Origin of the sequence: Acidovorax sp. BoFeN1 (assembly GCF_003345135.1) — a bacterium.
GTDB classification, from domain to species: Bacteria; Pseudomonadota; Gammaproteobacteria; order Burkholderiales; family Burkholderiaceae_C; genus Acidovorax; species Acidovorax defluvii.
Window position 1 is genome coordinate 20,766 of sequence record NZ_QOZT01000007.1, and the last position, 20,706, is coordinate 41,471.

At 64.6% G+C, this 20,706-nt stretch carries 15 protein-coding genes; 8 read left to right on the forward strand and 7 right to left on the reverse strand.

Annotated elements, in window-relative coordinates:
- Nucleotides 1-51: 51 nt before the first annotated feature.
- Both nrfD and dsrO read right to left on the reverse strand, forming a co-directional pair.
- On the reverse strand, nt 52-1,092 hold the full coding sequence (gene nrfD, locus DTW89_RS02845) for an NrfD/PsrC family molybdoenzyme membrane anchor subunit (RefSeq protein WP_114654834.1): 1,041 nt from the start codon (nt 1,090-1,092) through the stop codon (nt 52-54).
- A 14-nt stretch (nt 1,093-1,106) separates the two neighbouring features.
- The gene (dsrO, locus tag DTW89_RS02850; protein ID WP_024814889.1) at nt 1,107-1,895 is read right to left on the reverse strand and encodes a sulfate reduction electron transfer complex DsrMKJOP subunit DsrO; all 789 of its coding nucleotides are present in this window, start codon (nt 1,893-1,895) and stop codon (nt 1,107-1,109) included.
- A 634-nt stretch (nt 1,896-2,529) separates the two neighbouring features.
- Between dsrO and DTW89_RS02855 the strand changes: the two genes are divergently transcribed.
- A complete protein-coding gene (locus tag DTW89_RS02855; RefSeq protein ID WP_024814890.1) occupies nt 2,530-2,847 on the forward strand; it encodes a single-stranded DNA-binding protein in 318 nt (105 codons plus the stop codon).
- 75 nt (nt 2,848-2,922) lie between these two features.
- Here the strand turns inward: DTW89_RS02855 and DTW89_RS02860 are convergent, their stop codons facing one another.
- Entirely contained in the window at nt 2,923-5,514 is a 2,592-nt protein-coding gene (locus DTW89_RS02860; protein WP_114654835.1) for a [protein-PII] uridylyltransferase, read from the reverse strand.
- Nucleotides 5,515-5,605: 91 nt separating this feature from the next.
- Nucleotides 5,606-6,421 carry a type I methionyl aminopeptidase gene (gene map / locus DTW89_RS02865; protein WP_024814892.1) on the reverse strand — a complete coding sequence of 272 codons (816 nt, stop codon included), beginning with the start codon at nt 6,419-6,421 and terminating at the stop codon, nt 5,606-5,608.
- A gap of 203 nt (nt 6,422-6,624) precedes the next feature.
- Between map and purL the strand changes: the two genes are divergently transcribed.
- Nucleotides 6,625-10,644 carry a phosphoribosylformylglycinamidine synthase gene (gene purL / locus DTW89_RS02870; RefSeq protein ID WP_114654836.1) on the forward strand — a complete coding sequence of 1,340 codons (4,020 nt, stop codon included), beginning with the start codon at nt 6,625-6,627 and terminating at the stop codon, nt 10,642-10,644.
- A 206-nt stretch (nt 10,645-10,850) separates the two neighbouring features.
- On the opposite strand, the gene DTW89_RS02875 is transcribed toward purL, so the two are convergent.
- Complete coding sequence (locus DTW89_RS02875) at nt 10,851-11,603, reverse strand: class I SAM-dependent methyltransferase (RefSeq protein ID WP_114654837.1); 753 nt, start codon at nt 11,601-11,603, stop codon at nt 10,851-10,853.
- A gap of 232 nt (nt 11,604-11,835) precedes the next feature.
- Here DTW89_RS02875 and DTW89_RS02880 point away from each other — a divergent pair, with 232 nt between their 5' ends.
- The 4 genes from DTW89_RS02880 to egtB all read left to right on the forward strand — a co-directional run bounded on the left by DTW89_RS02880 (nt 11,836) and on the right by egtB (nt 16,129).
- Nucleotides 11,836-12,825, forward strand: a complete 990-nt coding sequence (locus DTW89_RS02880; RefSeq protein ID WP_114654838.1) for a DUF808 domain-containing protein — start codon at nt 11,836-11,838, stop codon at nt 12,823-12,825.
- 143 nt (nt 12,826-12,968) lie between these two features.
- On the forward strand, nt 12,969-13,577 hold the full coding sequence (locus DTW89_RS02885; protein WP_114654839.1) for an OmpW/AlkL family protein: 609 nt from the start codon (nt 12,969-12,971) through the stop codon (nt 13,575-13,577).
- Nucleotides 13,578-13,943: 366 nt separating this feature from the next.
- Nucleotides 13,944-14,861 carry an L-histidine N(alpha)-methyltransferase gene (gene egtD / locus DTW89_RS02890; RefSeq protein ID WP_114654840.1) on the forward strand — a complete coding sequence of 306 codons (918 nt, stop codon included), beginning with the start codon at nt 13,944-13,946 and terminating at the stop codon, nt 14,859-14,861.
- 26 nt (nt 14,862-14,887) lie between these two features.
- Nucleotides 14,888-16,129, forward strand: coding sequence for an ergothioneine biosynthesis protein EgtB (egtB, locus tag DTW89_RS02895; RefSeq protein WP_114654872.1), 1,242 nt, complete (start codon nt 14,888-14,890; stop codon nt 16,127-16,129).
- Nucleotides 16,130-16,202: 73 nt separating this feature from the next.
- On the opposite strand, the gene DTW89_RS02900 is transcribed toward egtB, so the two are convergent.
- Nucleotides 16,203-17,759 (reverse strand): NYN domain-containing protein, encoded by a 1,557-nt coding sequence (locus DTW89_RS02900; RefSeq protein WP_114654873.1) that lies wholly within the window; start codon nt 17,757-17,759, stop codon nt 16,203-16,205.
- 185 nt (nt 17,760-17,944) lie between these two features.
- Here DTW89_RS02900 and DTW89_RS02905 point away from each other — a divergent pair, with 185 nt between their 5' ends.
- Nucleotides 17,945-18,478: an anti-sigma factor gene (locus DTW89_RS02905; protein WP_114654841.1), complete on the forward strand. Its 534-nt coding sequence runs from the start codon at nt 17,945-17,947 to the stop codon at nt 18,476-18,478.
- A gap of 263 nt (nt 18,479-18,741) precedes the next feature.
- On the opposite strand, the gene ygfZ is transcribed toward DTW89_RS02905, so the two are convergent.
- Complete coding sequence (gene ygfZ, locus DTW89_RS02910; RefSeq protein WP_114654842.1) at nt 18,742-19,656, reverse strand: CAF17-like 4Fe-4S cluster assembly/insertion protein YgfZ; 915 nt, start codon at nt 19,654-19,656, stop codon at nt 18,742-18,744.
- Nucleotides 19,657-19,665: 9 nt separating this feature from the next.
- Here ygfZ and mltG point away from each other — a divergent pair, with 9 nt between their 5' ends.
- Nucleotides 19,666-20,694, forward strand: a complete 1,029-nt coding sequence (gene mltG / locus DTW89_RS02915) for an endolytic transglycosylase MltG (RefSeq protein ID WP_114654843.1) — start codon at nt 19,666-19,668, stop codon at nt 20,692-20,694.
- Nucleotides 20,695-20,706 lie beyond the last annotated feature (12 nt).

The window sequence follows — 20,706 nt, forward strand, 5'->3', positions numbered from 1 at the left end:
TGCATTGGGTTTTATGCCAATTTGAATGGATATCTAAGGCAAGGATCACCGTCAGGCGACTGCCTTGGCCTGACGGGCGGGAAACAGCTCCAGTGCCCAGCTGGCCAACGCCACCAGCGCCACGCACAGTCCGGCCACGCCGACCATGCCCAAGAGGCCGTCGCCGCCCAATGGCATGTGGTACAGGTACAGGCCTGCGCCAAACTTCGGAACCCCCTGCACGCCCATGAACAGTGCCCAGCGGAAGACCCAAGCGCTGGCAGCCAGCCCCAGGCCCAGCACCAGCGTGTAGCCTCTGGCACCCAGCCGATGGCGGCCACGCAGCAGCGCACCCACCACGGCTGCGCCGCCAATGGCAGAACCCACCATGGTCATGCGCCAGACGGGGAAGTCGTTCCACAGGCGCAGCGCTGCGTCGAAGGACGGACTGCCACCGTTCATCCCCGTCAACGCCCAGGCCGTGGCCACGGCCACCAGCGCAGCGGCCAGTGCCAGCCCCAAGCCGCGAAGCAACTGCAGGGCGGCGGCACCGGGGCGCAGCGCGGCGGGCAAGAAGCGCTCCAGCACGAAGGCCACGCCCACCGTGGCCAGCCAGCCGGTAAGCGCCAGGTTGACCGGTACCCACATCGTGCTCCACAGCGGGCGTGAGCGCACTGCCATCATTTCGGCACCTGTATAGACCGTGATGGACAGCGCCGAGAGCACCAGCAGCGGAGACAGCAGGCGCATCCAGTGGGTCTTGCCCAGCCACCAGCTGGCGCACAGGGCCACGGACAGCATGACAAACACCGGCAGCAGCAGCGCGCCCACCGACATCCACGACCAGGGCGTGAAATGGGCATAGAAGTGCCAAAAACGGGCAGGCTGGTGCAGGTCGGCCAGCAGCGAAACGGGCGCGGCAATGGCGCTGACGGCAAGCGTCAGCACGGCCACCGGCAGCAGGCGCTGCAAGGAGCTGCCGGTTGAGTCCCAGCTGCACAAGGCGGTAAGCAGGGCTGCACCCGTGGCCACACCGGCCAGAAAGAAATACTGCACTGCCCAGGGCAGCCAGGCGGCTTCGTAATGCGGGGTCAGAAGTTCGATGATCTGCATGGTCGGCTCCTTCGTTAGTGCTCGGACACCAGGCGCACGCTGGCCTGACCGTCCACGCCGTTGACGAACTCGTCGGGCAGGCCGATGTAGTACACGCGCGGCGCCGTGTTCATGCCGGGCTTGAGCACCTTGATCTCATCCTTGTGCTCGGCCATGCGGCGGTTGATCTCGCTGTCCTGGTCGTTCAGGTCGCCGATCACCCGCGCGCCGCCCACGCAGCTTTCCACGCAGGCCGGCAGCAGTCCGACTTCCAGCCGGTGCTCGCAAAAGGTGCACTTGTCGGCCGTCTGCGTCTCGTGGTTGATGAAGCGCGCGTCGTAGGGGCAGGCCTGCACGCAATAGCCGCAGCCCACGCAGCGCTCGTTGTCCACCAGCACGATGCCGTCGGTGCGCTGAAAGGTGGCCTGCACCGGACACACGGGCACGCAGGGCGGCTCGTCGCAGTGGTTGCACAGACGTGGCAGGCTGACCATGGCGGGTGCCGCGCCGCCGGGCTTGTCGATCTCGTACTGCAGCACCGTGGTGCGGAACTGGCCGATAGGTGGCAGGTTTTCCACCGAGCAGCTCACCGTGCAGGCCTGACAGCCGATGCACTTGCGCATGTCCACCAGCATGCCGAAGCGTTTGCCCTCCATGCCAGGGCGGCGCGGGGGCTGGGTGGTGGCGGAAGGGCTGGCAGCGTGGCCGGCACCTGCCAAACCAAAAGCCGTGGCCATGCCCACAAGCTCCTGCAGGAACGTGCGCTTGCCAAGTTGCGGCGTGTTCAAGGCTTGGGGACGAGGGGAGGGTGTGGGTGTGGACATAAGTATTACCTGATATTCTGTTTCGATTATTATTTCTTCCGCGGATATATATTGTTTTGATGAATGTCAAGCAAACAAGTTAATATTTTCGTATTTAATTTTATGCAAAACTTATAATTTTAATATTCATATATTAATGAAATATTAAATAATCTTGAGTGTATTACTGTGGAATGCCAGGCGATTTGCTCCCGGCGATTGAATCCAGGATTGGTGGCCGTTTTCAGTGTGGCTGTGGCCAGACCCGATGAGCAATGGCTACCGGGCAGGCGTTTGGGAAGCGGGCGTGGCTCTTTGCCGGCTCGCCAGTTGGACGCTGCGCCCCTCCGACCCGACAAAAGTGGGCTTGGATGGGGGCAAAAGAGAGCGAAGATCTGTGACAGAATCCGCGTTGGGGCGGGTTTCGGGCTGATTTTCCGGAATCGTTGCCGCAAGCCTGCGACCACTTCAAAAATCCTGTTTCAACGCATTGCCTTGGGTGTGTGCGCGCAGTTGGAGCCCCGCCGCGCCTGCCATGGTTGGCAAGTGGATGGCAAACTACCCAAAGTCCCTGGCCAATTGGCTTTGGGCTTTTTTACACGCGTTCAGGGTCAACCTGCCTGGCACCGTTCTTATTCCCCCAATTGGAAATTTCATGATCAGTGGACTTGTTGCCGGAAAGCTTTTTGGGCCGGCGGAACAGCGCATCGACAAGGCAGGCAAGCCCTTTGCCGTGGCCAAAGTGCTGGCCGCCAGTGGCGATGGCGAAACGCTGATCGTGAATGTGATCGGTTTTGAGCCCGCTGTGTGCTCGGCCCTGCAGGCGCTGGGAGAGGGCGAACCCATTGCCCTGGCCGGTGGGCTTACGCCACGGGTCTGGACAGACAAGCAGGGCAACACCCGGCCCGCGCTGGACATGGTGGCGCACCGTGTGCTGACCGCTTACGACGCCAGCGACAGCCACCCGGCGTGATCGCCTGGAGATGCCTGGGCCCACCCGCCAACACTGCGTCGGCGGGCGGACACCCAGGCACACATTCAGACTCGCTCAGGCCGAGAGCGCCTGCAGCAACTCGGTCTCGATCTCGATCTGCCGCGCGTTGCTTTGCAGCTCGGGTCCCTGGATCAGAAAGGTGTCTTCGACACGTTCCCCCAGCGTACTCACCTTGGCCAGTTGCACGCTGAGCTGGTGGCGTGCCAGCACGCGCGCCACCAGATAAAGCAAACCGGCGCGGTCGCTGGCCGAGATGCCCAGCAGCCAGCGCTGGGCTTTTTCGTCGGGGCGCAAGGTCACCCTTGGTGCCACCGGAAAGCTCTTGACGCGGCGTGACACGCGCCGCACGGCCGGCTCGGGCAGCGGGCCACCGGTTTCGATGGCGCGCATCAGGTCGCTTTCGACCATGTGCGTGAGTTCGCGGTAATGGCCTGGCTGGGCAGAGGCCACCACCTGGAAGGTGTCGAGCGCATGGCCGTTGTTGGCCGTGTGCACGCGCGCATCCAGAATGCTGAAGCCGGCACGGTCAAAGTAGCTGCAGATGCGGGCAAACAGGTCTGCCTGATCGGGCGCGTAAACCATCACCTGCAATCCCTCGCCCGCGAGCGACTGGCGCGCGCGCACCACGGGCTGGGGTGCACCGACATGGCGAGAGAGGTGGCGGGTGTGCCATGCAATGTCGGCCGCCTCGTGGCGCATGAAGTAGCTCACATCCAGCGTTGCCCACAGCGCCTTGTGCGCCTCGAAGGGCAGGGCGTTGAGTGCCAGCAACACCAGCGCCTCGCGCTTGCGGGCCTCGATCTCGGCGGCTGCGTCGGGGGCCCGGCCACCCAGCGTGCGCAGGGTGGCGCGGTACAGGTCTTCCAGCAGCTTGCCTTTCCAAGCGTTCCAGACCTTGGGGCTGGTGCCACGGATGTCTGCCACCGTGAGCAGGTACATGGCCGTGAGGTTGCGCTCATTGCCGACACGTTGGGCAAAGGCGGCAATCACGTCCGGATCACTCAGGTCCTGCTTTTGCGCCACCGTGCTCATGGTGAGGTGCTCGCGTACCAGGAACTCGATGAGCCGGGCGTCTTCGCGGTCCACGCCATGCTGTCGGCAAAAGCGCCGCACTTCCATGGCGCCGATCTGCGAATGGTCGCCGCCGCGGCCCTTGCCGATGTCGTGGAAAAGGGCCGCCACATAAAGAATCCATGGTTTGTCCCAGCCAGCGGCAAGCTGCGAGCAAAACGGGTACTCGTGCGTGTGCTCGGCCATGAAGAAGCGGCGCATGTTGCGCAACACCATCAGGATGTGCTGGTCCACCGTGTATACATGGAACAGGTCGTGCTGCATCTGCCCCACGATGCCGCGAAACGCCCACAGATAGCGCCCCAGCACCGAGGTCTGGTTCATCAGCCGCATGGCATGCGTGATGCCCGAGGGTTGCTGCAGGATGCGCATGAAGGCCGCGCGGTTGACCGGGTCGCGCCGGAAGGCGCCATCCATCACGCCGCGCGCGTTGTAGAGCGCACGCAGAGTGCGGGCTGAAAGATCCTTGAGCCCGGAAGTCGTCTGGTGCAGCAAGAAGGTTTCCAGAATCGCGTGTGGATCGCGCTCGTACAGGTCATCGCTGGCCACCTCGATGAGCCCGGCTTTCTCGAAAAAGCGCGCGTTGATGGGGCGCGGCGCGTGGGTCGAGGGGTTCAGGCGCTCTTCGATGTTGAGCAGCAGGATCTGGCTGAGTTGCGACACGGCCTTGGCTGCCCAGTAATAGCGGCGCATCAGGGCTTCGCTGGCGCGCAAGGCTAAGCGCGTGCCATCGGGCGCTTGTGACCGGTAGCCAAACGATTCGGCCACCGCGGTCTGCAAGTCAAACACCAGCCGGTCCTCGTGGCGCCCGGCAATGGCATGCAGGCGGGAGCGCACCAGGCACAGCAGGGCCTCGTTGCGCTCGATCTGGCGCACTTCAAACGCCGTGGCCATGCCGCTGGCGGCCAGTTCTTTCCAGGTGCGGCCCAGGCCGGCGGCGCGTGCCACCCACAGAATCATCTGCAGGTCGCGCAGGCCTCCGGGCGATTCCTTGCAGTTGGGTTCGAGTGCGTAGGGCGTGTTTTCGTATTTGGTGTGCCGCTGGCGCATTTCGAGGGTTTTGGCCACCAGAAATGCCTGCGGGTTCAGTTGCGCGCTGTATTGCTGCTGGAACTGTGCAAACAGTGCCCCATTGCCGCAAATCAGGCGGGCCTCCAGCAGCGAGGTCTGCACCGTCACATCCTGGGCCGATTCGGCCAGGCACTCCGCCACGGTGCGCACACTGGAGCCGATTTCCAGGCCCGCATCCCAGCAGCTGCCAATAAAGCTCTCCAGCTGGGCGCGCAACTCGCACCCTGAGTCGATCGTGCAACCTTCAGGCAGCAGCAGCAGCACATCGACGTCGGAATAAGGAAACAGCTGGTCGCGCCCAAAGCCGCCCACGGCCACCAGGGCCAGATCGGCTGGGAGCTGGGCGCGCTGCCACAGGGCTTGCAGCAATCCGCCGGTCAGGGTGGAGAGCTTGCGCAGCATCAAGCGGATGCCACGGGTGGAAGCGCCGGTGGCCTGCATGGTGGCCAGCAGGGCCGCCTTGTCGTGGCGGTAGGCGTTCCGCAGGGCGTGAATTTCGGTCATGGGCAAGGGCGATGAAGAAAGCGGTGGGCCATGACCTGCGCAAGCAAGAGTCGTGCTTGCAGGCGCTGCGCCTCAGATCGTGAACATGGATTCAGGTGGTGGTGGCGGTCACAAACGACGGCAGCGGGGGCGAGCCGGCCGAAAGCGTCATCACCTCATAACCTGTTTCGGTAACCAGCACCGTGTGCTCCCACTGTGCCGACAGGCTGCGGTCCTTGGTGACGATGGTCCAGCCGTCGTTGCCAAACTCCTTGATCTCGCGCCGCCCGGCGTTGATCATGGGCTCGATGGTGAACACCATGCCGGGCTTGAGCTCTTCGAGCGTGCCGGGGCGGCCATAGTGCAGCACCTGGGGTTCTTCGTGGAATACCTTGCCAATGCCGTGGCCGCAGAACTCGCGCACCACCGAAAAGCCGTGCCCTTCGGTGAATTTCTGGATGGCGTGTCCGATGTCGCCCAGGTGCGCGCCGGGGCGCACCTGCTGGATACCCAGCCACATGGCGTCATAAGTAATGGCGGACAGGCGCTTGGCGGCAATCGAGCACTCGCCAATCAGGTACATGCGGCTGTTGTCGCCATACCAGCCATCCTTGGTGATGACGGTGACGTCCACGTTGACGATGTCGCCCTTCTTGAGCGGCTTGTCGTTGGGGATGCCGTGGCACACCACATGGTTGACCGAGGTGCACAGCGAGCCCGGATAAGGCGGATAGCCCGGTGGCTGGTAGCCTACGGTGGCAGAAATGGTGCCTTGGGCGGCCATGCATTCGGCGCCCAGGCGGTCGATTTCGAGCGTGGTGATGCCGGGCTTGATGTGCGGTGCGATGTAGTCCAGCACTTCAGAAGCGAGTCGGCAGGCGAGGCGCATGCCGGCGATGTCCTCTGCGGTTTTGATGGTGATACTCATGCCGCAATTATCCCATCGCCCCTCAAGCCTTGCCGGGCAAGGGCATGGCGGTGCGTGATGCCCGGTAAAATGGCGGGCTGCGCTTGCAGCACCCCTTGTGTCATTGGACCGGGGAGCGGCCGCCCCCGTGGGGCTGCCCACCCCGGTGACGCAGGAGGCCCGGCGCGCCTTACCCTCTCTCTCATCCCGAACAGGCCGCTACCGTGACCTTGCACATGACCACGCTGGCGGGCGGCAACGCCCTCAGCACCTTTCGCGCCCAGCAACTGCAGCCCGCCCTTGAGGCCATTCACCCCAGGATCAGTGGCATTGCGGCACGCTTTGTGCACCTGGTGGCCACCGACGCCGCGCCCACGCCGCCCGAGCTTGAGCGCCTGGCCGCCTTGCTGACCTACGGCGACCCGTATGCGGGCCCTGGCGACGGCACCGTCCTCATCGTCACGCCGCGTCTGGGCACGCTGTCGCCCTGGGCTTCCAAGGCCACCGACATTGCGCGCAACTGCGGTCTGGCCATTCGCCGGGTCGAGCGCACCACCGAATACCGCATCAGCCTCAAGGCCGGTCTGCTGGGCAAGGCGCCCGAGCTGACCGCCGAGCAGCTGGGTCAGGTAGCGGCCTTGCTGCACGACCGCATGACCGAATCGGTGGTGGCCGACCGCGCTGCCGCTGCCGCGCTGTTCACCGAGCTGCAGCCCGCGCCCATGGAGCATGTCGATGTGCTGACCGGTGGCCCTGAACAAGGCAGGAAGGCCCTGGAGGCCGCCAATACCCGCTTTGGCCTGGCGCTGGCCGACGATGAAATCGACTACCTCGTGGCCGCCTTCACGGGCCTGGCGCGCAACCCCACCGATGTGGAGTTGATGATGTTTGCCCAGGCCAACAGCGAGCACTGCCGCCACAAGATCTTCAATGCCCAGTTCACCATCGACGGTGTTGCGCAAGACAAGAGCCTGTTCGGCATGATCCGCCACACGCACCAGCTGGCGCCGCAGCACACCGTGGTGGCATATTCGGACAACGCGTCGGTCATGGAAGGCCACCAGGTCGAGCGATTTGTAGCCAAAATGGCCTCTGGCGCTTATGCATCAAGCGCAAGCAGCTATGAAAAGAGTAGTGCAACCCACCATGTGCTGATGAAGGTGGAAACACACAACCACCCCACGGCGATCTCACCGTTTCCCGGCGCATCTACCGGCGCGGGCGGCGAGATCCGTGACGAAGGCGCCACCGGGCGCGGCTCCAAGCCCAAGGCGGGCATGACCGGGTTCACGGTGTCCAGGCTTTGGGGCAGCACGCTGGGCAAGCCCGAGCACATCGCCAGCCCCTTGCAGATCATGGTGGAAGGCCCGCTGGGCGGGGCTGCATTCAACAACGAGTTCGGCCGGCCCAACCTGCTGGGCTACTTCCGCGAGTACGAGCAGACCGTGGCCGGCGTGGACCGTGGCTACCACAAGCCCATCATGATCGCGGGCGGCCTGGGCGTGATTGACGCGCAGCTCACCCAAAAAATCGAATTCCCCGCAGGCTCGCTGCTGATCCAGCTGGGCGGCCCGGGCATGCGCATTGGTATGGGCGGCAGTGCGGCCAGCTCCATGGCCACGGGCACCAACGCGGCCGAGCTCGACTTTGACTCGGTGCAGCGTGGCAACCCCGAGATCGAGCGCCGTGCGCAAGAGGTTATCAACCATTGCTGGGCGCAGGGCGCGGCCAATCCCATCCTGGCCATTCACGACGTGGGTGCGGGCGGTTTGAGCAACGCCTTCCCCGAGCTGACCAACGACGCAGGCCGTGGCGCGCGCTTTGATCTGCGCGCCGTGCAGCTCGAAGAGTCGGGCATGGCGCCCAAGGAAATCTGGAGCAACGAGAGCCAGGAGCGCTATGTGCTGGCCATTGCGCCCGAATCGCTGCCGCTGTTCAAGGCCTTCTGCGAGCGTGAGCGCTGCCCGTTTGCCGTGATCGGCACGGCCACCGAAGAGCGCCAGCTGGTGCTGCACGACCCCGCAGCCACGGCCGACGACCAGAAGTTGCCGGTGGACATGCCCATGAACGTGCTGCTGGGCAAGCCGCCCAAGATGCACCGCGATGTGAAGACGGTGACGCGTGAATTCGCACCGATGGACTTGACCGGCGTTCCGCTGCAAAAGGCCGTGATCGACGTGCTGGCCCACCCCACGGTGGCATCGAAGCGCTTTCTCATCACCATTGGCGACCGCACCGTGGGCGGCATGAGCCACCGCGACCAGATGGTGGGCCCGTGGCAGGTGCCCGTGGCCGATTGCGCCGTGACGCTGGCCGATTACAAGGGTTTTGCGGGCGAGGCCATGAGCATGGGCGAACGCACGCCGCTGGCGGCCATCAACGCCCCGGCATCGGGCCGCATGGCGGTGGCCGAGGCCATCACCAATCTGCTGGCTGCACCCATCGAGCTGCCGCGGGTCAAGCTGTCCGCCAACTGGATGGCCGCTTGCGGCGAGCCCGGCGAGGATGCCGACCTGTACGCCACCGTGAAGGCCGTGGGCATGGAGCTGTGCCCGGCGCTGGGCATCTCGATTCCCGTGGGCAAGGACAGCCTGTCGATGCGCACGCAATGGCAGGATGGCGGCGACAAGAAAAAGGTCACCTCTCCCGTGAGCCTGATCGTGAGCGCCTTTGCCTCGCTGGCCGATGTGCGTGGCACGCTCACCCCCCAGCTCAACGCCACCGAAGACGACACCACGCTGGTGCTGGTGGACCTGGGCAAGGGCCAAAGCCGCATGGGCGGCAGCATTCTGGGCCAGACGCTCGACCAAAGCGGCGATGTGGTGCCCGATGTGGACGACCCGCAGGACCTGGTGAACCTCGTCAACGCCGTCAACGCGCTGCGCGCCAAGGGCCAGATCCTGGCCTACCACGACCGCAGCGATGGTGGCCTGCTGGCCGCCGTGGCCGAAATGGCCTTTGCCGGCCATGTGGGCGTGGCCCTGAACGTGGACATGCTCGTGACCGAGGGCGACGGCATCAGCGACAGCCGCATGGAAACCGGCGACGCCAAGAACTGGGCGCAGCAGGTGAGCGCGCGCCGCGAAGAGCTCACGCTCAAGGCCCTGTTCAATGAAGAACTGGGCGTGGTGCTGCAGGTGCGCACGGCAGAACGCAACGAGGTGATGCAGACGCTGCGCGAGCATGGCCTGTCGAAGTTCAGCCATTTCATTGGCAAGACGCGCCCGGCATCGTCCAGCATCAATGCGGGCAAGGGCGAGCTGCAGGTCTGGCGCGATGCCAAGGCCGTGTTCAGCGCGCCGCTGGCCGACTTGCACCAGGTGTGGGATGCCGTGAGCTGGAAGATCTGCCAGCAGCGTGACAACCCCGCCAACGCCGATGCCGAGCACGCCACAGCGGGCGAGCCCACCGACCCCGGCATGCAGGTGCACCTCACGTTCGATGCGTCGGACGACGTGGCGGCGCCGTTCCTGAACCTCTCGCGCCCCAAAGTGGCTATCTTGCGCGAGCAGGGCGTGAACTCGCATGTGGAAATGGCCTACGCCTTCACGGAAGCGGGCTTTGAGGCGTTCGACGTGCACATGACCGACCTGCAGACCGGCCGCGTGAAACTCGAAGACTTCCAGGGCGTAGTGGCGTGTGGTGGCTTCAGCTACGGCGACACGCTGGGCGCTGGCATTGGCTGGGCGCGCAGCATTACCTTCAACCCCGTGCTGGCAGCGCAATTCCAGGGCTTCTTTGGTCGCACCGACACCTTTGGCCTGGGCGTGTGCAACGGCTGCCAGATGTTTGCCGAGCTGGCCGACATCATCCCCGGCGCGCAAGACTGGCCGCGCTTCACCACCAACCAGAGCGAGCGTTTCGAGGCGCGCCTGTCGCTGGTGGAGATGCTCGAATCGCCCAGCCTGTTCCTGCAAGGCATGGCCGGCAGCCGCCTGCCGATTGCCGTGGCGCATGGCGAGGGCTATGCCAATTTCAAATACCGCGGCAACGCGGCGCAGGCCATTGCGGCCATGCGTTTTGTGGACAACCACGGCGCGGCCACCGAGCAGTATCCGTTCAACCCCAACGGCAGCGCGGGCGGTTTGACTGCCGTGACCACGGCCGATGGGCGCTTTACAGCCATGATGCCGCACCCCGAGCGCGTATTCCGCAACGTGCAGATGAGCTGGACCAGTGGTGATATCGGTGCGCTGAGCCCCTGGATGCGCATCTGGCGCAACGCCCGCAAGTGGGTGGGATGATGGTTTTCTGACCGAGCGGCTTGCGCGGTCAGCGCCATGCGAAAAGGCTGGGCCCTCGTGGCTTGGCCTTTTTGCTTTTGGGGCGCTCCAACCCTGCATTGCAGTGATCCCTTGCGCTGTGCACTACCCGCAGCCCATGCGACCGGCGCTGCGCAAACCAGGGACGCCGAGCAAGGGCCGCCCCGCAGCGAGGGCGTCGTCCCCCTTCAGGGGGAAGGCGCCGAAGGCGACTCAGGGGGGGCATCACAACCATTTCGCTGGTACACCAGCAAGCGCCCCTTGTAGGCGGGCAGATCGCCGCGCACCGGGTGGTCCAGCCGTTCTTCGGTCACTTCGAAGCCGAGGGTTGCCATCTGCTTGTTGAATGCCGAGCGGTTGCCGCGGTTGGGGTCCACGATCCAGATCTGTGCACCCGCGCCCGCATGGCGGTCGATGAAACTGGCCAGCGTGGCGCGCACATCGCGCTCATACAGCACATCGCTGCCCATGATCAGATCAAACTGCCCCTGCACCGCGCTTGCCAGTAAGGGGGCGTTGTGCGGGTGTTCCCGTTGTGCGACCAAAGGCGTGCTTCCCCATTGTCCGGTGCGGTATTTCATCGGGGGCAGGGCGTTGAGCCGCAGGTTCTCCAGCAAAAACGGGTTGGCCAGCGGGTGGCAATCACTGGCCGTGACATCCACGCCGCGCCGGTGGCACACCAGGCTGGCCAGCCCCAGGCCGCAGCCAATTTCCAGCACCCGCTCGTCTTTGCGCAAGGGGCGCAGGGCCATCCGTGCCGCCAGTTGGGCGCCCGAGGGCCACAGCAGGCCGAACAATGGCCAGGTTGCAGACGAGATGCCCAGGCGCTCTGCAACGCCCAGAGGGTCAGAAAACTGCTGGCGATCGAGAAGCGAGCGGATGAGCAGGTTGTCCACGCCCGCAATCGGGACGCTTTCCTGTTTGGTGAGATAGCCTGGCATGGCGGGGGCGCGAAGCCATGTCAGGGACCCCGAAGTGGTGGGTGAGCCTGCGAGTATGCGCCCCTTGTCGATGGCCTTTGCGTCCACGGCATTCCGTGGCGCTGCAGGGGCAGGGGCGGCGTGACGCCTTGGCTGCCACGGTGCGTTGCTATAGTGCACGCCACGCAGCGCGCAGGACGCATGCTTTTCTCCCGACCCTTCCTGTTTTCACCTGCTTCTTCAAGGAATTTACATGGCCGCTGGCAGCCTTCTCGCATTGTTGGACGACATTGCAACCATCCTCGACGACGTGGCCCTCATGACCAAGGTCGCTGCCAAGAAGAGCGTTGCCATGGCCGATGACGTGTCGGTCATGACCAAGGTGGCAGCGCAAAAGACCGCGGGCGTGCTGGGCGACGACCTGGCGCTCAATGCCCAGCAGGTCACGGGCGTGCGCGCAGAGCGCGAGATTCCGGTGGTCTGGGCCGTGGCCAAGGGTTCGCTGGTGAATAAGGCGATTCTGGTGCCGGCCGCGCTGCTTATCAGCGCCTTTGCGCCCTGGGCGGTGACGCCGCTGCTCATGGTGGGTGGCGCATTTTTGTGCTTTGAGGGGTTTGAGAAGCTGGCCCACAAGTATTTGCACAGCCCGCACCAGAAAGAGGCGGAGCACGAAAGCCATGTGAAGGACAACGCCAACCCGGCTGTGGACCTGGTGGCTTTCGAAAAAGACAAGATCAAGGGCGCCGTTCGCACCGATTTCATCCTGTCGGCGGAAATCATCGCCATCACCCTGGGCACGGTGGCAGGTGCGCCGTTTGTGCAGCAGGTGACGGTGCTCGTGGGCATTGCGCTGGCCATGACGGTGGGTGTTTACGGCCTGGTGGCGGGCATCGTCAAGCTTGACGACCTGGGGCTGTGGCTCAACCAGAAGCCGGGCGCAGCGGCCCGTGCCGTGGGCGCAGGCATTGTGCGCGCGGCGCCCTGGCTGATGAAGACGCTGTCGGTGGCGGGCACGGCGGCCATGTTTCTGGTGGGCGGCGGGATTCTGGTGCATGGGGTTCCAGCGCTGCACCATGCCGTGGAGGGCGTGGGTGCAGCGGCTGCCCTTTGGCCGGTGGGTGGTCTGTGGGCGGTGGTGGTTCCCAACCTGCTGAACGCGGTTGTCGGCATCGTGGCCGGTGGCCTGGTGGTGGCGGTGGTCACCGTGGTGGCCCGGCTGCGCAAGGGTGCCAAGGCGCACTGAGGACCCTGAAGTGACCCGGAAGGCCCGAGTGCTCCGTCTTCGGGTAACTACCAAGAGTTTGACTTGAGGCAAGGTTGACCATTTTGCTAACAGGCTCAATTGCGGTACGGGGGTCGTCCCCGTTCAACCGCATTGGGTTCTGTATGAAAAAAAATCTGCTGGCTGTAGCCGTTTTGTGTGCATTGACCTCTGGCGCTGCCTTTGCGCAGCAAGCCGAAAGCCCCTGGCTGGTGCGCGTGCGCGCCGTCCATCTGGACAGCGCCAACAAGGACAGCACGGGCCTGGGTCTGTCCGTCAACAACAAGACGATTCCTGAAGTTGACATCACGTATTTTTTCAACAAGAACGTGGCTGCCGAGCTGATCCTCACGGTGCCGCAAAAGCACGACCTGCGTTCCAATGGCACCAACATCGGCAGCCTCAAGCACCTGCCACCCTCGCTGCTGCTGCAATACCACTTTGATGCCCCCGGCTTCAAGCCCTATGTGGGTGCTGGTATCAACTACACGCGTTTCTCCAGCGTGCGCTTTGACCCCGCCGTGGCTGCCGCTCTGAACCCCAGCATCGACAAGAACAGCTGGGGTGGTGCCCTGCAGGTCGGCGTGGACATTCCGCTCAACAAGAACCTGTCGCTGAACTTCGACGTCAAGAAGGTTTACATCAAGACCGACGTGTTCTCTGGCGGCGTCAAGGCTGGCACCTTCAAGGTCGATCCCGTGCTGGTGGGCGTGGGTCTCGGCTGGCGCTTCTGATGCAGCGGCGCTGCGTGAGCGGCGCCTTGCCATCAGACCCCAAGGTCAAAAGGGCTGGCGCGTGCGCCGGCCTTTTTTTGGTGGTTTCCACCGGTGGGCCGTGACGCGGCGGTCTGCCGGCGCTGGGTATTGATTGAAAAAACGCTATATAAATAATAGCTATTAGCGCTTGATAGTATTGGTCTAGAGCCTGAAAATGCTTGAGATCGTATCGAACTCTCCGGGATGAAAAGTGGGCCAGCGCGATTCCGTGTCGGTGCAATCCTGCGCGCCCCGTGGTTGCAGGCTGTCACCCGGGGTGAACGCAGTGGGGGTAGCCTGTGGCATCGTTCACCACCCCATGCCCAACACCCGACGCACACCGCCATGCCCCTGAACCGCCCCAGCGACATCACCGAGGGCCTGAGCCAGCGCCCCGCGCGCATCTCACCCAAATACTTCTACGACCAGCGGGGCTCGCAATTGTTCGAAGCCATCACCCGCCTGCCCGAGTACTACCCCACGCGCACCGAGACGGCCCTGATGCAGCGGCATGCGGCCGACATGGCCCGGCATCTGGGCGCCGTGCGCACCGTGATCGAACTGGGCGCCGGCAGCTGCGAGAAGGCCCGCGCGTTGTGCGCCTGGGTGCGGCCCGCCTGTTTTGTGGGGGTGGATATCTCGGTCGATTTTTTGCAAGAGGCCGTGCTGCGCCTGCGTGCTGACATGCCGGGGCTGGATGCGCGGGCGGTGGGTGGCGACATGACCCAGGGCGTCGTGCTGCCCTCCGACATTCCACGGGCCGGGCGCCTGGTGTTTTATCCGGGCTCCTCCATCGGCAACTTTGACCCGACCCAGGCACTTGAGCTGTTGCGGCACATGCGCGCCCTGGTGGATGGCGATGGTGGCCTGCTGATCGGCATCGATCTGCCCAAGGATGTGGCGGTGCTGGAGGCCGCCTACGACGATGCAGCGGGCGTGACGGCGGCTTTCAATCGCAATGTGCTCACGCACCTCAACCGCCTGATCGGCAGTGATTTTGTGGAAGACCAGTGGGGCCACCGGGCGTTCTTCAACCAGCAAGCATCGCGCATCGAGATGCATCTGGAGGCGCTCGCACCAATTTGCGTGCGCTGGCCGGGTGGCGAGCGCCGGTTTGCCATGGGCGAGCGCATCCACACCGAAAACAGCTACAAATACCCCCTTGCCGTGTTCACCGACATGCTGGCCCAGGCGGGTTTCTCCCATGCGCAGGCATGGACCGACGAGCGGGGCTGGTTTGCCGTGGTGCACGCCCGCCCCTGAACCCTCTGCTGAAGCGCTGCCTGGCCATGAATTTGTTGATTTCCCGCTACACCGAAGTGCGCCGCCACACCACCGGGCTGGTGCAGCCCCTGTCACCCGAAGACTGCACCGCACAGTCCATGCCCGACGCCAGCCCGGCCAAATGGCATCTGGCCCACACCACCTGGTTTTTTGAAACCTTTGTGCTGGAGGCGCACGAGCCTGGTTTTGCGCCGTTTGCGCCCGCCTTCAGGGTCTTGTTCAACTCGTATTACAACGGTGTCGGCGCCCGCCACCCGCGGGCGCAGCGCGGTCTGATCACGCGCCCCTCGCTGGCCGAGGTGCTGGCGTACCGGGCCGATGTGGATGCGCGCATGCTGCACCTTTTGTCCACGCCGGGGCAGGATGCGGCACTGTGCGCACTGGTAGAGCTGGGCTTGCAGCACGAGCAGCAGCACCAGGAGTTGCTGGTGACCGACATCCAGCATTTGCTGTCGAGCAACCCGATGCATCCGGCCTACCGTTCGCCGCAGTCAGTGGCCGCCGATGCAGAAGCCGCACCGCCGCTGGTCTGGCATGCGTTTGCCGGCGGGCTTACCGAAATAGGCCATGTGGGCGACAGCTTTGCGTTTGACAACGAGAGTCCCCGCCACACGGTGTATCTGCATACGTATGCACTGGCATCACGCCTTGTCACCAATGCCGAGTTTGCTGCCTTTGTGGACGATGGCGGTTACCGCAATCCTGCCCATTGGTTGGCTGAAGGCTGGGACTGGCGCGTTGCCCAGGGGCTGGAGGCGCCTTTGTATTGGCAGCGTGTCGGTGCCGGATGGCACCAGTTCTCCCTGGCTGGGCTGGGCCCGTTGCGCCATGGGCAGCCCGTGGTGCACCTGTCGTATTTCGAGGCGGACGCCTACGCGCGCTGGGCAGGTGCGCGCCTGCCCACCGAGGCCGAGTGGGAGCACGCCGCGGCACCGCTGGCTTCAGGCACCACCCGTGCTCCCCACACAGACGCGCTGCACCCCAGTGCGGCACGGGGCCTCGGCCTGGAGCAGCTGTTTGGCGAGGTGTGGCAGTGGACGCAATCGAGCTACGCGCCATACCCCGGTTTCAGGGTCGCAGAAGGCGCCGTGGGCGAATACAACGGCAAGTTCATGGTGAATCAGTATGTGCTGCGGGGCAGCTCGTGCGCCACGCCGGCCGGCCATGCACGCGCCAGCTACCGCAATTTTTTCCCGGCCACGGCGCGCTGGCAGTTTTCGGGGGTGCGGCTGGCCAGAGACGCCTGACGCTTCTGAAACGTCCCCCGTCGCCCCACGGTCCGAGACCGTGGCGCCCGCCGGGGGTTGCGTTGGTTGTGGGTCAGGCGGCCCCGGTGTCCTGCGCAGGCTTGCGCGGCCGGCGTGGCCGGGCAGGGGCTTTTTTGGGCGACTCGGGTTCGCTTTCTGCTGAAGCCTTCGGCGCTGCACTGGAGGCACGGGCCGCGCTGGAGGGCGCATCGTGCGGACCCTGTGCCGCCGTGGCCGCCACAGGCGCCGCCGCCTCAGCAGGTTGCGTCACCGGCTTGCGGCTGCGCGCACGTCCGCGCGCGGGTTCGGCGGACGTGGCGGATGTGGCGGGCGGCAGGGGTTTGGGCGCTTCGGTGGGCTGCTCATGGGCTGGGCGCTCCAGTGTGCGCGGTTCCATGGCGGGCGGTTCCGTCGTGCGCGGCTGCTGCCGAAAATAACCGCCCACAGGCCTTTCTTGCGGCACATCCAGCTGCGCACGGACCGGTGCACTGACCGGCGCATTCATTGGTGAACCCATCGGTGCATCGCCTGGCGCATGAAGCGCCGCAGTGCCGTCGTTGTCGCGCGGCATCGCGCTGAACGATGGGTCTTCACCTGCCAATCCGTCGTCGCTGGCGTGCAGCATGGGCGGCAGATCGCGCGGGTCGGATGATGCTGCGTGCCCGGATCGGCCGCCACGTCCGCGCTGGCGTGGCCCGTGGCTGTCAGCGCCGGGCTCTCTCGGGGCCTGGGGGGCGTTCTGGCGGAAATAGCCCGTCATCGGGTTTTCACCTGCCGTGTCGGGCCGGGCGCGGGGGGCGCCGCTGCTGCCATGGCTGCGAAACACGTAGGCGCCCGATTTTTCGTCCCGGCCAAACTCCAGCAAGCCGCGCTCCTGGGCTTCTTCCAGCAGGTTGCCAAAGGCCCGAAAACCGTAATAGGTTTCGCTGAAGTCGGGTTTGCGGCGTTTGATGGCTTCCTTGAGCACCGAAGCCCAGATCTTGCCGCTGTCGCCGCGCTCGGAGACCAGTGCATCAAACGTCTCCACGGCCAGTTCGATGCCCTGGGTACGGCGCGACTCTTGTGCTTCCTTGCGGTTGCGCTCTTCCTCGGGCGAGCGCCGGGCCTGGGGCGCCGCATCGGATGGCTGGCGCCGGGCCTGCGCACGCTGGCTTTCACGCACCAGATCGTCGTAAAAAATGAACTCGTCGCAATTGGCAATCAACAGGTCCGAGGTGGACTGCTTGACGCCCACACCGATCACCTGCTTGGCGTTTTCGCGCAGCTTGGAGACGAGCGGGGAGAAGTCTGAATCGCCGCTGATGATCACAAAGGTGTTGACGTGCGACTTGGTGTAGCACAGGTCCAGCGCGTCCACCACCAGGCGGATGTCGGCCGAGTTTTTGCCCGACTGTCGGACATGGGGAATCTCGATCAGCTCGAAGTTGGCTTCATGCATCGTGGCCTTGAAGCCCTTGTAGCGATCCCAGTCGCAATAGGCCTTTTTGACGACGATGGAGCCCTTGAGCAGCAGGCGTTCGAGCACCGGCTTGATGTCGAACTTGTCGTATTTGGCGTCACGCACTCCAAGGGCGACGTTTTCAAAGTCGCAGAACAGTGCCATGCTGATGCTGTCGGTGGGGGAGGCCATGTTGTATCCATTCACGTTGCTGGAGGGATCATCACACGGAAACGCGGCGGCATGGAAACGCATTGCCGGTTTCAGGGCTGGCTGGCGGGTGGGCTGGTGGCCGCTCTGGGGCTGTCCGGCGATGTCCGAGCCACCGGTGGGCGCGGGCATACTCACGGTTCCTTGCTGCTCCAACGGATTTCGACATGCCCGACACCCCGTCCATCGCCCCAACGCCACCTGCATCGGCCCGCCGTGGGGTCAGCGCCTGGTGGCGTGCCCTGGCGATTTTTCTGCTGGTGACTTTGTTCATTGCCTGGGCAACCAGCGCGAGCATGGTCGAACAACTCAAGGCGCAAATCGCGCACCTGCAGACCAAGGTGGCGGCGGTGGCGCAGGTGCAGTACCTGTCGGTGCTGCTGGACGACCGGCACATGCCTGCCCTGCTGGTGACGGCCGACACGCAGGGCAGTGTGTTGCAACTGCAGCGCCTGAACGAGGTGCGCGAGGGGCGGGAGGACAGCATGCAGCTGTGGGCGCTGGATGGCGACAAGCCCCCACGCTCGCTGGGCGTGATTGCCAGCACCTACAAAACCCTGCAACTGCCTGCCCCCGCCACTGCGTTGGCGGGCGTGCAAGAGCTGGCCATCAGCGTGGAAGACAAAGGCGGCGCCGCTGAGGGGCGCGGGCCCCGGCTTCCTTACCTGTTCAAGGGCGGGCTGGTCAAAAAGGCCCTCTGAGCGCCAGCACTGGGCAGGTTTGCGGGCGGCAAGAGCACGCAGCCTGTTGCGTCGCAAACGTGTCTGTTGGTTCCTGTGGGGCTGGTCCCGAGATGGCGCGCGTGGTCAGCGGCTGCACCGTGGGTGAAAACGCTCGGATTGTTGCTATATAAAAAATAGCTGTCGGCGCTTGTCTGGTTTGATTTTCAATCGGTTTATTTCTTGAAAGCAATGAAGAGCAAGCGCAATAAGCTATTTAATTCATAGCAAATCGCACAAACTCGTCAAATATCGTCGAGCAGCGGGTAAGGCAACGGGGCCAGCGTGAGGGGCACGCCACCCGTGGACCCCACTTGTAGCGCTTCTTGCGCGGCGGCAATCTGCAGCGACACGATGGCATCCACACCGCCACCGGGCGCTGGTGCCACCTGCACCACGGTGCCGCAAGGCTGCTCCAGGTCGCTGGCCGCAAAAACCTCGGCACCTGCCACCACATCGGCCGGGGCGTGCGCAATGAAGGCGCGGCGCTTGAGCGTGCCGCGGAACTGGCTGCGCGCCACGACTTCCTGGCCCGGGTAGCAGCCCTTCTTGAAGTTCACACCCCCCACCGATTCGTAATTGAGCATCTGCGGCACAAAGGCTTCGACCAACGGCGCCGCGAGCGTGGCAACGCCGCTTTGCACTTCGCTCCACATCCACAGGGCCGCATCCAGCGCCGGGCCGGCTGGGGCTGGCTCGGCAGCAGGGGCCACCCACAAGGCACGGGGCTGGCCGAGGGCAGGATACAGGTGCACTACCGTTGCCAAGCCAAAATCGGTTTTTGTCCATGCGGGTTGTGCGCCACCAGCTACTGAATTGATAGCTTCTCCGGCCACTCCGTACAGCGCGTAGTCGGCTGTGGCATCGCTCAGCCGGGCCTTGGCGCGCATCACAAACATCGACAGGCGCTTGAGCGTGGGCGCCAGCAGGTCGCGGCTGCAAACCAGCAGCACCTCGGTCTCGCTGCGCTTGAAGCCGATGAAACTGGCCTGCATGCGGCCTTTGGCCGACAAAAAGGCAGCCAGCCGGGCGTGCTGCAGGTCGAGCAAGGCGAAATCCTGGGTGAGCTGGCCGTGCAGAAACTTGGCGGCGTCTTCGCCTTCCACGCGAATCACGCCGAGATGGGACAGGGGGGCAATGCCATTCAGTGGGTAAGTCATCGCTGAATTATGATGCGCTGCTTCATACATACAGACGGCAGGGTTGTGCGACGTTTACTGGCTTTCATCGTGGTGGTTGGGATCGCACTGGGTGGCGTTGCCTACTGGTGGCTGCACCAGCCGCTGCCCATGGCGGGTGCAGGCACGCAGGCGCTGGAGCTTGCCATCGAGCCCGGCACCACGGCGCGCGGTGTGGCCCGCGATGTGGTGGCTGCGGGCGTCAACACCGATGCGCGCCTGCTGTATGCGTGGTTCCGCCTTTCGGGGCAAGACCGTGCCATCAAGGCTGGCAATTACGAAATCCCGCCGGGCACCACCCCCATCACCCTGCTGCAAAAGCTGGCTCGTGGCGAAGAGGCGCTGCGCGCCTTCACGCTGGTGGAAGGCTTGAACTGGCGTCAGGTGCGGCAGGCCCTGGCCAGGGAGGACCAGCTTCAGCCCGACTCCGCCCGGCTTACCGATGCGGACCTGATGGCGCAGCTTGGCCGCCCGGGTGTGCATCCCGAGGGGCGGTTTTTCCCCGACACCTATGCCTATGCCAAGGGGTCGAGCGACATTGCCCTGTTGCGCCGCGCCCTGCACGCCATGGACCGCCGCCTTGAAGCCGCCTGGGCGCAGCGCGCTGCCGACACGCCCCTGAAATCGGCGGAGCAAGCGCTGATTTTGGCCAGCATTGTCGAAAAGGAAACCGGCCGGGCCAGTGACCGTGGGCAGATTGCCGGCGTGTTCACCAACCGCCTGCGCGTGGGCATGCTGCTGCAGACTGACCCGACGGTGATCTACGGGCTGGGCGAGAAGTTTGACGGCAACCTGCGCCGCCGCGATCTTCAGACCGACACGCCCTGGAACACCTACACCCGCGCGGGCCTGCCGCCCACGCCGATTGCCATGCCCGGCAAGGCATCGCTGCTGGCGGCGGTGCAGCCCGAGCCCACGCGCGCACTGTACTTTGTGGCCAAGGGCGATGGCACCAGCCATTTCAGCGCCTCGCTGGACGAGCACAACCGCGCGGTCAACCGCTATCAGCGGGGGCAGTGAGCGGCACGCGGG